General features: G+C 65.3%; 13 protein-coding genes. 10 read left to right on the top strand and 3 right to left on the bottom strand.

From position 1 onward, the window contains the following. Positions 1–281 precede the first annotated feature (281 nt). The 3 genes from A5892_RS14250 (at position 282) to tusA (ending at position 2,295) form a co-directional block, all read left to right on the top strand. Complete coding sequence (locus A5892_RS14250; RefSeq protein ID WP_064123359.1) at positions 282–674, top strand: DUF4168 domain-containing protein; 393 nt, start codon at positions 282–284, stop codon at positions 672–674. A 246-nt stretch (positions 675–920) separates the two neighbouring features. Continuing rightward, the gene (gene rlmM / locus A5892_RS14245) at positions 921–2,000 is read left to right on the top strand and encodes a 23S rRNA (cytidine(2498)-2'-O)-methyltransferase RlmM (protein WP_064124526.1); all 1,080 of its coding nucleotides are present in this window, start codon (positions 921–923) and stop codon (positions 1,998–2,000) included. A gap of 55 nt (positions 2,001–2,055) precedes the next feature. Beyond that, the gene (tusA, locus tag A5892_RS14240) at positions 2,056–2,295 is read left to right on the top strand and encodes a sulfurtransferase TusA (protein ID WP_064123358.1); all 240 of its coding nucleotides are present in this window, start codon (positions 2,056–2,058) and stop codon (positions 2,293–2,295) included. 94 nt (positions 2,296–2,389) lie between these two features. On the opposite strand, the gene A5892_RS14235 is transcribed toward tusA, so the two are convergent. Both A5892_RS14235 and A5892_RS14230 read right to left on the bottom strand, forming a co-directional pair. Continuing rightward, entirely contained in the window at positions 2,390–3,085 is a 696-nt protein-coding gene (locus A5892_RS14235) for a hypothetical protein (protein WP_064123357.1), read from the bottom strand. A gap of 517 nt (positions 3,086–3,602) precedes the next feature. Next, positions 3,603–5,027 carry an MATE family efflux transporter gene (locus A5892_RS14230; RefSeq protein ID WP_223302675.1) on the bottom strand — a complete coding sequence of 475 codons (1,425 nt, stop codon included), beginning with the start codon at positions 5,025–5,027 and terminating at the stop codon, positions 3,603–3,605. Between the two features lie 190 nt (positions 5,028–5,217). On the opposite strand from A5892_RS14230, the gene A5892_RS14225 reads away from it, so the two are divergent. Beyond that, positions 5,218–5,814: an elongation factor P hydroxylase gene (locus tag A5892_RS14225; RefSeq protein WP_064123356.1), complete on the top strand. Its 597-nt coding sequence runs from the start codon at positions 5,218–5,220 to the stop codon at positions 5,812–5,814. 2 nt (positions 5,815–5,816) lie between these two features. Here A5892_RS14225 and rutR read toward each other — a convergent pair whose 3' ends face one another. Beyond that, the gene (gene rutR / locus A5892_RS14220; protein WP_064123355.1) at positions 5,817–6,470 is read right to left on the bottom strand and encodes an HTH-type transcriptional regulator RutR; all 654 of its coding nucleotides are present in this window, start codon (positions 6,468–6,470) and stop codon (positions 5,817–5,819) included. Between the two features lie 343 nt (positions 6,471–6,813). On the opposite strand from rutR, the gene rutA reads away from it, so the two are divergent. The 6 genes from rutA (at position 6,814) to A5892_RS14190 (ending at position 12,039) form a co-directional block, all read left to right on the top strand. Further along, positions 6,814–7,926: a pyrimidine utilization protein A gene (rutA, locus tag A5892_RS14215; RefSeq protein ID WP_064123354.1), complete on the top strand. Its 1,113-nt coding sequence runs from the start codon at positions 6,814–6,816 to the stop codon at positions 7,924–7,926. Beyond that, positions 7,923–8,663: a pyrimidine utilization protein B gene (gene rutB, locus A5892_RS14210; protein WP_064123353.1), complete on the top strand. Its 741-nt coding sequence runs from the start codon at positions 7,923–7,925 to the stop codon at positions 8,661–8,663. The genes rutA and rutB overlap by 4 nt, the downstream gene beginning before the upstream one ends. Positions 8,664–8,702: 39 nt before the next feature. Next, positions 8,703–9,104 carry a pyrimidine utilization protein C gene (rutC, locus tag A5892_RS14205; protein WP_064123352.1) on the top strand — a complete coding sequence of 134 codons (402 nt, stop codon included), beginning with the start codon at positions 8,703–8,705 and terminating at the stop codon, positions 9,102–9,104. Further along, positions 9,104–9,880, top strand: a complete 777-nt coding sequence (gene rutD, locus A5892_RS14200) for a pyrimidine utilization protein D (protein ID WP_064123351.1) — start codon at positions 9,104–9,106, stop codon at positions 9,878–9,880. Before rutC ends, rutD begins: the two co-directional genes overlap by 1 nt. Before the next feature lie 42 nt (positions 9,881–9,922). Continuing rightward, entirely contained in the window at positions 9,923–10,450 is a 528-nt protein-coding gene (locus A5892_RS14195; RefSeq protein ID WP_064123350.1) for a flavin reductase, read from the top strand. Between the two features lie 83 nt (positions 10,451–10,533). Further along, positions 10,534–12,039 carry an NCS1 family nucleobase:cation symporter-1 gene (locus tag A5892_RS14190; RefSeq protein WP_064123349.1) on the top strand — a complete coding sequence of 502 codons (1,506 nt, stop codon included), beginning with the start codon at positions 10,534–10,536 and terminating at the stop codon, positions 12,037–12,039. Positions 12,040–12,043 lie beyond the last annotated feature (4 nt).

Raw genomic sequence — 12,043 nt, 5'->3', positions numbered from 1 at the left:
GCGGACGATTGGTCAGTTTCGACAGCTGAAATGTGAGTCCTTGTAAGGGCGGGTGGTGAAGTAGTGACTCATGTCGGTGGTGATAACTCCCTGTTACGTTTCCGGGGTCTTTTTTTCGCTATGGGGTTGAAAAGGACTCGGGTCACCAGCAGTGATAGGGCGTCACGGTGTGGATTTTCGCGCAAAAGAAACGAGGAAAATCACTGTGAATGGGGAACTCATGTGCGCGACTGCCGTCGTACTCATGGCAAGCAGCTAAAGTGAAACTCCCGGAGGATGTAATGAAACGGACCACCGCCATCATCTCAGCAACCCTGCTCACCACTGGTGCAGTCGCCGCTCCCGCGGTCTTCGCCCAGGAGGCGGCCCCGCAGAGCGGTGCCGCGGCCCAGTCCGCTCCCGCACAGCAGAACTTCAGCGATCAGCAGCTGCAGGACTTCGCTTCCGCTTCTCAGGAGATCGCCTCGATCTCGCAGAGCTATACCGATCGCTTGCAGTCCGCGGGCAGCGATGAGGACCAGGTCCGCCAGGTTCGCGAAGAGGCCAACGAAAAAATGGTTCAGGCTGTCCAGGACAGCGGCCTCCAGGTCGAGGAATTCAACCAGATCGGCCAGGCCATCCAGCAGGATCCGGAACTGCTTCAGCGCGTCCAGGCCATGGTGCAGGAGCAGTAAGCGTCAGCCGCGCAGCGAGATCGACTGCGTAGTCGAGACAGCGATGATGGCCGGCCTCGCGCCGGGTGCGGCGCGATAGCCGCGAGTCGCTGTACGAGGCCCCGATGGAGACATCGGGGCCTCGTTGCATCCGGGCGGTGGCCGATCGCTTGGCTGTGAGGAGCTCGGCCGATCGGCTACACTGCCTTGCTCGAACATGGCGGTATCGATACCGCCGCTTCTTTTCGCTGCACAAGTGTCCCTTCGATGCAAGACCAAGTTCCCCCCTTGGTGGCCAGTGAATGGCTGCTCTATTGCCGACCCGGCTTCGAGTCGGATCTTGCCGCCGAGCTTGCCGATCGCTTGGGCGAGGCGCCGCTACGCTATGCCGCCGAGCCGGGGGCGGGCCATGTGCGTGCGGTCAGCGTCGACGGCTCGCCGGTCAATCCGCTGCAGCGCAGCCTGCCGCTCGAGGCGACGGTGTTCGCCCGCCAGTCGCTGGTCGCGTTGCCGCCGCTCGAGACGCTTTCGCGTGACGACAGGATCTCACCGATCGTCGCCCAGGTAGTGGCCAGCGGCTGGAGCTTCGAGTCGCTGATGTTCGAAGCCCCTGACACCAACGACGGCAAGGCGCTCGCCGGGCTGGGAAAAGCCCTGGCCCGTCCGCTCGAGAGCCTGTTCCGCAAGCGGGGGGCGCTGCGCCGAAGCGCCGGAGCCCGTCGCTTGCACCTGTTCTGGACCGCGGGCGACAGGGTCCAGCTGGGGCTGAGCTTCCCTGGCAATCGCAGCGAGCACCCGGGAGGCATACTGAGGCTCAAGTTTCCTCCCCACGCGCCGAGCCGCTCGACGCTCAAGCTCGAGGAGGCGTGGCATCAGTTCCTGCCGCGCAGCCGTTGGGAGGAGGCGCTGGCGCCCGGCTCCACCGCCGCCGATCTCGGCGCCGCCCCCGGCGGCTGGACCTGGCAGCTGGTCCAGCGCGGCATGCAGGTCTATGCGATCGACAATGGCCCGATGGACAAAGCGCTGATGCGCACCGGCATGGTCGAGCACCTGCGCGAGGATGGCTTCAAGTGGTCGCCGCCGGGAACGCTCGACTGGCTGGTGTGCGATATCGTTGATCGCCCGTCGCGGGTGATCGAGATGGTGTCCCGCTGGTTGACCCAGCGCTGGTGCCGCTTCTCGGTGTTCAACCTTAAGCTGCCGATGAACCGCCGCTGGCAGGAGGTCGACGCCTGTCTCGGCAGGCTGCGCGATCAGCTCGATTCCGCAGGGGTCGACTATCGGCTGCACTGCCGTCATCTGTACCACGACCGCGAAGAAGTGACGGTGTTTGTCGAGCTGCGCTGAAGCATGGCCGGTTCGATCTTCAGTGAACGATCTGCGTGAAGCGCAAGGAGATTCGATGAGCGAGCCGTTCGAGGCCGACGATGTGCTTGATACCTCCGGGCTCTACTGCCCGGAGCCGATCATGCTGATGCACAACAAGGTGCGTGACCTAGGCAGCGGCAAGCTGCTCAGGGTGATCGCCACCGATCCCGCCACTACCCGCGACATTCCGCAGTTCTGCGCCTTTCTCGGCCACCAGCTGCTCGAGCAGCGCGAAGAGGATGGGCATTTCGAATACCTGCTGAGGCTTGCCTGAGCACGCGCTGCTCTCTATGTCCGCAGTCATACGCAGCCCATATACGCAGCGGGCCCGGCATTCGCCGGGCCCGCTGGTTTACCGCACCGCAACTTCAGTCGTCGCCGCTGTTGACCATCATCGCCAGCGCCTCGAGGGTATCGGGATCCTGGCGCTTGATCCGATTGGCGATGGTGCGCTGGAAGAAGTAGAGCGCCGCATGGCGACTACTGCCCGGATACAGGCAGTCGTCGCCCGGCAGCACTGGCGTGTCGACCAGCTGGCTTTCATCGAGCAGCAGCGCCTCGATCGCGCCATCGCTATAGAGTCTCCAGCCATGCACCTGCTTGAGCAGCCAGGGCTGGTCCTCATCATCGAGGCACAGCGCATGGGTGCCCTGGGTGTCGGGCAGATGCTGGATCAGGGTGGTCTCGTCGGTCGACTCGTAGTCGAAGTAGAGCGAGGCGTGTTCGAGCTCGTGAATCTTGTGTTCAGGGGGGCCTTCGAGTAGCTCCTGGGTCTCGGGGTCGCGAAAACCGACGAAGCTGCCGTGCTCGGGATCATCGAGCGTATGGCAAGGGGTCAATTTGTCCATCCAGGGCACCATGCCGACTATCTGGCCGTCGTCTTGGAGCGCCCAGGCGAGCACGGGCATGCCATAGAGTGATTCGCTGTCCGAAGCTAGTCGGTAGATCATCTCCAGGCCGTCGTGCTCGGGCGCCAGGCGGATGATCCGCTGTCTGGCGCGAAAGCGATCACGCATGCTTTCGAAATCGATGACCTTGGCGGTTTGGGGGAGCGGTATGCCCATGGTGGCCCTCCTAGGCGGTGTGTCGAACGGTGTGCCGGCCCATCCACCTGGAAGCTCTTGGCGCGCGATCGTAGAGGCTTCGCCCATTCGACACCGCTACCGCGGTCGACGATCGGGAAACGCCCGGACCGATCGATGCCGCCCTAGAGTTCCAGGCGCTTCCCGTGATTGCCACTGTGGTCTGGTGGCGCATCGGGGACGACAGGCCCTTCAGCCGGGTCGATCAGCCAAGCAAGGGTTGGAAAAGTTCACGCCGCCTTTGCTTGCGCGCTACCCCTTCGGGCTCACGCTCGCAGCGATTCGCATCACCTCTCCAACGCCGCTCGCCGGACCGAACTCCTGGCTCGCTGCACGCTTGCCACGACGCAATTCCGGCCGCCGCACCCAAGGGCCTTTGACACTCGGCCCAAGGTTGCACCGGCGACCGGACGACTCACTATTAGCATACCCAAAGGGATTCGCACAGAGGGGCGATCGAACTCGTCGCGCATCGATACGTGCGGGCCTGCTGCTCGGCCTAGGTCGAAGGCGGGGGCGCTGGAGTGGGCCGATGCGGGGTCGGGTCATCGAGACGGCGTCGAGAGACCCAGTTGAGGCGCAGGGCGAGCAAGGCCGCTGCGGTGGAGAGTCCGACGATCAGGCCGATCCAGAAGCCATGGACGCCGAGGCCGTCGAACACCCCCGGTACGCCTCGGCCGAACGCCAAGCCGCTGCCGAGGCCCGCGACCCAGTAGGCGAACAGCGTGATCAGCATCACCGCGCGGGTATCCTTGTAACCGCGCAGGGCACCGGCGATGCCGATCTGCAGTGCGTCCGAGACCTGGAACAGCACCGCCAGGTACAAAAGCTCCACCGCCAGTTCGATCACCGCCGGTTCGGTGGAGTAGAGCGCGGCTACCTGGCGTGCGAACAGCACCACCACCAAGGCATTGGCGAGTGCCGCGGCCAGCGCGATCCAAAGCCCGTTCCAGGCCTCCTGGCTCGCCGCCCCAGGGCGCCCCTCGCCGAGCCGGGTGCCGACCTGGATGGTCAGTGCCATGCCCACCGCCAATGGCATCATGAACAGGATCGAGGTGAAATTGAGCGCCACCTCGTGGGCTGCGATCACGACGGTGCCGTAGGTCGCGATCAGCAGCGCGACCACCGCGAACATGGTCACCTCGGCGAAGATCGCCACCCCGATCGGAAGCCCCAGGCGCAGCAGGGCGAAGAGCTGGGCCGGCTGGGGCGCGGTCAATCCGCGCCACAGCGCCACCCGCTGGTAGATTCGCGCGCGCTTGGTGTAGGCCAGCATGCCGAACAGGCTCGCCCACATCGAGACCGCAGTGGCGATGCCGCAGCCCAGCGCGCCCAGCGGCGGTACACCGGCGCCGCCGAAGATCAGCCATAGCCCGAGGGGAAGATGAACCGCGAGGCCGAGCAGGCTGAACCAGAGCGCCGGACGGGTGTGGTTGAAACCGTCCGAATAGGCGCGCAGCGCCTGGTAGCCGGCCAGCGCCGGCATGCCGAAGGCGACGGCGAGCAGATAGGCCTCGGCGGCAGTGGCGATCTCCGCTGGTATGTCCATCAGCGCGAACACCGCGGATGGCAGCCAGGACAGCGCGCAGGCTGCGATCAACCCCATCGCCAGCGCGATCCAGCCCGCCTGGTGGACCTGCACGCGGATCCGCTCGACCTGGCCTGCGCCAAGCAGCTGAGCGACCACCGCGGTGAGCCCGATCATGGTACCGCTCATGAACAGCATCAGCGGTACCCAGAGACTCGCGCCGATCGACACTGCGGCGAGATCGACGGTGCTCGAACGGCCTGCCATCACGATGCCGCTGGTGCTGACCCCGATCTGCGCCAGCTGGGCACCGCAGATCGGCAGCGCCAGCCGGCACAGATAGCGACTGGCGCGGATGCGATCGATGCGGGGCAGCGCGGGGGAAAGAGACGCCAAGGGAAGCTCCGGGGCGGATCGAAGGGAGCGGGATTTTAGGGCGTGTTGATACGCACTAGCAAACCGTTCGGTCAAACGGGGGCGGTGGAAGGTATAATTCGCGCCGAATCGCGCGCCCTTGGGGCGCTTCGGATTTCTCGCCTGTGGCTCGGCCGAGCCTAGGCGGGCGCCATTGACGGATGCTTTGCGGATGAGCCCAACCCTGTCCATTTCCCAATGCAGTGAAGATGAGCAGCTCGAGGCGCTGATCGCGCTGTTCGATGCGATCTTCGCCGACACCTACGCCACGCGCCTGGTTCGCGGCGGCAGCGAGCCGCTCTACTGCCCGAGGGACGCCGGGCACCCGTACCATCGGATCATCTTCGCCCACGGTTTCTTCGCCAGCGCCCTGCATGAGATCAGTCACTGGTGCATCGCGGGGCCGCAGCGACGAATGCTCGAGGATTACGGCTACTGGTACCTGCCGGACGGGCGCGACCGAGACCAGCAGCAAGCCTTCGAGGCCGCCGAGGTCGCCCCTCAGGCGGTGGAGCTGTTGCTCACCGAGGCCTGCCGGCGACGCTTCAACGTCAGCGCCGACAACCTGGGCGGCAGCGTCGAGGTCGATCGGGAGGCGTTCCGGCTGCGTGTCGAGGCTCGTGCGGCTTGGCTACGTACGAATGGCCTCTCTCCCCGCGCCGCCGCGCTGCACCGTGCGCTCGGGATCAGATTTGGCGAGGGCGCGAGCTTCGAACGCGCTCGCGACCAAGCTCGGGCAATGCTCGAAGCGGCAGGGATGCCGGCCTGAGTTCAGCCGTCGCGCGGTTTCAGCCCTTCGAGCACGGCACGGCGCAGGGTGGCAAGCGCCGTGGCGAAGAAGTCGGGGTCTTCGAGCCCGCTGCCGGATAGCGCCCGGACCTGCGTCGCGAAGTCTGCGTAGTGCTGGGTCGCCGCCCAGAGCAGATAGAGCAGCTGACGCGGGTCGACCGGCGCCAGCCGGCCTTGCTCGATCCACCCCGCGATCACCTCGCTCTTCTCATCGACCAGCTGTTTGAGCTCGCCATCGAGTACCGGCGCGATCAGTGGCGCACCCTGCATCATTTCCAGGCAGAACAGCCGCGATGCCTCGGGCTGGTCGCGGGCGGCGGCGAGCTTGGCGCTGAGATAGGCATCGATCGCTTCGAGCGGCTCCTGCTCGGCGCTCAGCGCCTTGAGCGGGGCCAGCCACTGATCGAGGATCCGCTTGAGCACCTCGACGTAGAGGATCTCCTTGGAAGAGAAGTAGTAGAGCAGGTTGGTCTTCGAGATGCCGGCCAGCTCGGCGATGGTCTCGACCCGGGCACCATGGAGACCGTAGCGCGAGAACTCCGCCAGCGCGGCGTCGATGATAGCGGCGCGCTTCAGTTCGCTGGCGCGCGGGCGGCGGCGAGCGCTGCGCTGGGGGAGGGAAGGAAGCTGGTTCATGGCCTGGATGTCCGCTACTGGAGAACGTCGGTATGGTCGGGAAGCGTCGAACAAGCGCGCGCGAAGACTCGCCAAGCGTTCCCCCTAAGCGTTGCTCAGCATAGCAGAGCCCGGCTCGGAGGGGGCTGCACGCCTGGAGTGCATCGGCTGCGCCAGGATGATGCATTCGTTTGACCTTACGGTTCGTTTTTGACCTTTGGGTCAAACGAAAGCGGTCGCAGGAGATTGATTCGCCGAGTCAATCAACGTTCTGGCATCGGGCTTGATAGCGAATTAGGCTGAGAACGGCGCGTATGGCGCCACCCCCAACATTGGAACGCTATCGATGAGAGAGGTGTCCAGGATGAAAGTTGGTGTCTTCATTCCGATCGGCAACAACGGCTGGTTGATCTCCGAGAACTCTCCCCAGTACAAGCCGACCTTCGAGCTCAACCGGGAAGTGGTGCAACGCGCGGAAAAACACGGCCTGGACTTCGCTCTGTCGATGATCAAGCTGCGCGGATTCGGCGGCAAGACCGAGTTCTGGGACCACAATCTCGAATCGTTCACGCTGATGGCCGGGCTCGCCGCGGTCACCTCCCGGATCCAGCTCTACGCCACCGCCGCCACCCTGGTGATGCCGCCGGCGATCGTCGCGCGGATGGCGGCGACGATCGATTCGATCTCCAATGGCCGTTTCGGCCTCAACCTGGTCACCGGCTGGCAGAAGCCCGAGTACTCGCAGATGGGGCTGTGGCCGGGCGATGAGTACTTCTCCAAGCGCTACGCCTATCTCGACGAGTACGTCCAGGTGCTCAAGGAGCTCTGCCGCGATGGCAAAAGCGACTTCAAGGGCGAGTTCTTCGAGATGGACGATTGCCGGCTGAGCCCGCGCCCGCGTGAGGACATGAAGCTGATCTGCGCCGGGCAGAGCGATGCGGGAATGGCTTTTTCCGCCCGTCACGCCGATTTCAACTTCTGTTTCGGCAAGGGCATCAATACGCCGACCGCCTTCGCTCCCGCCGCCGAGCGCATGCACGCCGCCGCCGAAGCGGCCGGACGCGAGGTGAAGAGCTTCGCGCTGTTCATGGTGATCAGCGCCGAGACCGACGACGAGGCGCGGGCCAAGTGGGAATACTACAAGGAGGGGGCCGACGAGGAGGCGCTCGCCTGGCTCACCGACCAGGCCAGCAAGGATACCCGTTCAGGTGGCGACACCAACGTACGCCAGATGAGCGACCCGACCTCCGCGGTCAACATCAACATGGGCACGCTGATCGGCTCCTACGAGCATGTGGCGCGGATGCTCGACGAGATCAGCGAGATGCCGGGGGTCGAAGGGGTACTGCTGACCTTCGATGATTTCATCGAAGGGGTGGAGACCTTCGGCCAGCGGATCCAACCGCTGATGCGCTGTCGCCAGAGCGCCGTCGCTGCCGCGCGGGCCGAGGCGCCGATCGAGGAGGCCGCACAATGAGCGGAGTCGTTCGTCCCGAGTTCATCCCCGCCGGCCGTGGGCTCACGCTCGCCGCCCGTCCCGAGCCGCTGGTGTTCGACCCGGCGAGCACGGCGCTGATCGTGGTCGACATGCAAAACGCCTACGCCACCCCGGGCGGCTATCTCGACCTCGCCGGCTTCGACGTCAGCCACACGGGGCCGGTGATCGAGAAGATCAAGCAGTCGGTAGCCGCCGCCCGCGCCGCGGGAATCACGGTGATCTATTTCCAGAACGGCTGGGACCCTGACTACGTCGAAGCCGGTGGCCCCGGTTCGCCGAACTGGCACAAATCCAATGCGCTCAAGACCATGCGCGCCAACCCCGGGATGCCGCAGAAGCTGCTCTCCAAGGGCGATTGGGACTTCGAGCTGGTCGAGGCGCTCAAGCCCGAGCCCGGCGACATCGTGATGCACAAACCGCGCTACAGCGGGTTCTTCAACACCCCGCTGGACAGCACGCTGCGCTCGCGAGGCATCCGCACCCTGGTGTTTACCGGAATCGCCACCAACGTCTGCGTCGAATCGACCCTGCGCGACGGCTACTTCCTCGAGTACTTCGGCGTACTGCTCGAGGATGCCGCTCACCAGGCGGGCCCGCGCGCCGCCCATGAGGCCGCGGTCTATAACGTCGAGACGTTCTTCGGCTGGGTCTCCAACGTCGAGACCTTCTGCAACGCCCTCGTCACTTCGCCGCGGCTGGAAACCCAGCAGGCTTGATCAGAACCCACTCAAAGCGCTGAAAACGGAGTCGCCCCCATGCCCAAGCAGGTCGTCATTCCTCCTGGTACCACTACGCCGATCGCTCCCTTCGTCCCGGGCACGCTGGCCGATGGCGTGGTCTATGTCTCCGGTACCCTGCCGTTCGACGCAGACAACAATGTGGTTCACGTCGGTGACCCAGCGGCTCAGACGCGCCATGTGCTCGAGACGATCAAGACCGTGATCGAAACCGCCGGCGGCAACATGGCGGACGTCACCTTCAATTCGATCTTCATCACCGACTGGGCCCATTACGCGGCGATCAACCAGGTCTACGCCGAGTATTTTCCCGGCGACAAGCCGGCGCGTTTTTGCATCCAGTGCGGCTTGGTGAAGCCCGATGCACTGGTCGAGATCGCTACCATCGCCCATATCGGCACCGCCGGGAGCGGGGCCTGATGCTCCACTACGAATGGCTCGGCAGTCGGGACCCCGAGGCGCCGGTGGTGGTGATGTCGGCCGGTCTCGGCGGTGCCGGCGCCTACTGGCATCCGCAGGTCGAGGCGCTCGGTGCTCGCTTCCGGGTCTTGCTCTACGACCAGCTCGGCACCGGCCAGAGCGCTGCGGTGCTGCCTGAAGGCTATAGCGTCGAGAACATGGCCGAGGAGCTGATCGAACTCGCCGAATCGCTCGGTCTGGAGCGGTTCGACTTCGTCGGTCACGCCTTTGGCGGGCTGGTCGGGCTGTGGCTCGCGCGTAAGCGCCCGGCGCTGGTCAGGCGGCTGGTGGTGGCGGGCGGCTGGGTGAGCCTGGACAGCCACAGCCGGCGCTGCTTCGATGCGCGTATCGCGCTGCTCACCAAGGTTGGTGCCAGGGCCTACCTGGCCGCGCAGCCGATCTTCCTGTTCCCGGCCGACTGGCTCTCGGCCAACGCCGAGCGGGTCGATCGCGAGCAGGCCAGTCAGCTGGCCCATTTTCCCGGCGCCGGCAACGTACTCAAGCGGATCGAGGCGCTGGCGGGGTTCGACGCACGTGGCTGGATCGCAGAGATCGAGACGCCGACGCTGGTGATCACCGCTCGCGACGACGTGCTGGTGCCGTGGACCGCTTCCCGGCGCCTCGCCGAACTGATGCCGCAGGGGCGCTTCGAGTGTCTCGACTACGGCGGCCACGCCTGCAGCGTCACCGCGAGCGACGAATTCGACCGGCGGCTGGTCGAGTTCCTTCAATCCTGATCGATCCGGCGCCACGTGGTGGCGCCCTTGATGGAGACAAGCATGCAGCAGAGCGTTCTCGAGCAGGAGTCCCCCCGTCTGGCGGTGCCCGACCGACAGCACTTTCGCGATGCGATGGCGCGGCTCGGCGCTGCGGTCAACCTGGTCACCAGCGACGGTGAAATGGGCCGGGCCGGTTTCACCGCCACGGCGGTGTGCAGCGTCTGCGACACGCCGCCGACTCTCTTGGTCTGTCTCAATCGTAGCGCCTCGGCGCATCCGATGGTGATCGGCAATGGCAAGCTCTGCGTCAACGTGCTCGCCGGCGGGCAGGCGGCGCTGGCGGAGCGCTTCGGCGGCAAGACGCCGATGTCCGAGCGTTTTCTCGAAGGGCGCTGGCGCTCGCTCGACAATGGCACGCCAGCGCTCGAGGGCGCGCTGGTCAGCTTCGCCTGCAGGATATCTCGGGTCATCGCCGAGGGCAGCCACGACGTGCTGATCTGCCCAGTGGAGGAGATCCACTCGCAAGCCGCGCCCGCGGCTTCGCTGCACTATTACCAGCGGCGCTTCCATCGGCTCGAGGCCGAGTAGCCGGGCCACGGCGTTCAGGGCTGGGAGTTCACAACGACAACACCCCAACGGACGCCAGGCGTCCGCCCGGATGAGGACCCCGCATGACCACTTCGATTTCGCGGCAGCAGGTCTCCACGCTCATCGAGCGAGATGGCCAGGTCGAGCTACACCCTGGTGATGATCTGTTCGACAGCCCGCGCTACAGCCTCGATCTGGCGCCGACCCGGATCAGCGAGCGGCGCTGGAATACCTGGCACGTCGCGGCGCTTTGGACCAGCATGGCGATCTGCGTGCCGACCTACACCCTTGGCGGCGTGCTCACCGCCTATTTCGGGCTCAGCGTGTTCGAGGCGCTGATGGCGATTCTGCTCGCCAACCTGATCATTCTGATCCCACTGACGCTCAACGCGGTGGCGGGCACTCGCTACGGGGTGCCCTTTCCGGTACTGCTGCGCAGCTCCTTCGGCATCACCGGCTCCAACGTACCGGCGCTGATTCGCGCGCTGGTCGCCTGTGGCTGGTTCGGCATCCAGACGATGTTCGGCGGCATGGCGATCAGCCTGCTGTTCGGCGCGCTGTCCGAGAGCTGGCGCTCGCTCGGCTCCGCCGGCGACGTGATCGGCTTCGTGCTTTTCGGTGCGATGAACCTCTACGTGGTGATTCGCGGCTTCGAGTCGATCAAGTGGCTGGAAACGCTCTCGGCGCCGGTGCTGCTGCTGGTCTCGCTGGCGCTCCTTTGGTGGGCGCTGGGTAAGGTCTCGGTCGCTGAGCTTTTGGCCTCGCCGCCGACCCGGCCGGCAGGGGAGAGCACGGTGGGGCACTTCCTCGCCGGGGTGACCGCGATGGTGGGCTACTGGGCGACGCTTTCGCTGAACATTCCCGACTTCAGCCGCTACGTCAAAAGCCAGCGTGCCCAGGTGGTCGGGCAGATCATGGGGCTGCCGCTGACGATGTTCCTGTTCGCCGCGCTCGGAGTAGTGATGACCGCGGCTTCGCCGACGCTGGTCGGCTACACGATCTCCGATCCGGTCACCCTGATCGGTGCGATCGGTGAGCCATGGCTTGTGATCGTCGCGATGATCCTGATCATTCTCGCCACGCTCTCGACCAATACCGCCGCCAACGTGGTGTCGCCGACCAACGACCTGCAGAACCTCGCGCCTCGGCTGATCAGCCGCAACCGCGCGGTGATGCTGACCGGACTGATCGGCTTGCTGCTGATGAGCCACGAGCTGCTCAAGCGGCTCGGCGTGATTGTCTCCGACGTGAGCGTCGAGGCAATCTACTCCAACTGGCTACTGGCCTATTCGAGCCTGCTCGGGCCGATCGCCGGGGTGATGGTGGTCGACTACTTCGTGGTGCGCAAGCAGCGCCTGGACGTGATCGGGCTCTATCGCGACGGCGTCTATCCGGCCTGGAATGCCGCCGGCTTCATCGCCTTCTGCATCCCCGCGGGGCTCAGTCTGATCGCGATCGCCACCGGCCGGCTCGGCTGGTTCTATGACTATGGCTGGTTCACCGGCTCGATCAGCGGCGGGCTGCTCTACTGGGCCTGCGATAAGTTTTCGCGCCGGCGCGCGGTGTCCGGGGTTGCCTCGAACGCTTGAAAGC

Source organism: Halotalea alkalilenta (genome assembly GCF_001648175.1).
Lineage (GTDB): Bacteria > Pseudomonadota > Gammaproteobacteria > Pseudomonadales > Halomonadaceae > Halotalea > Halotalea alkalilenta_A.
This window is presented reverse-complemented; position numbering and strand designations above follow the sequence as displayed.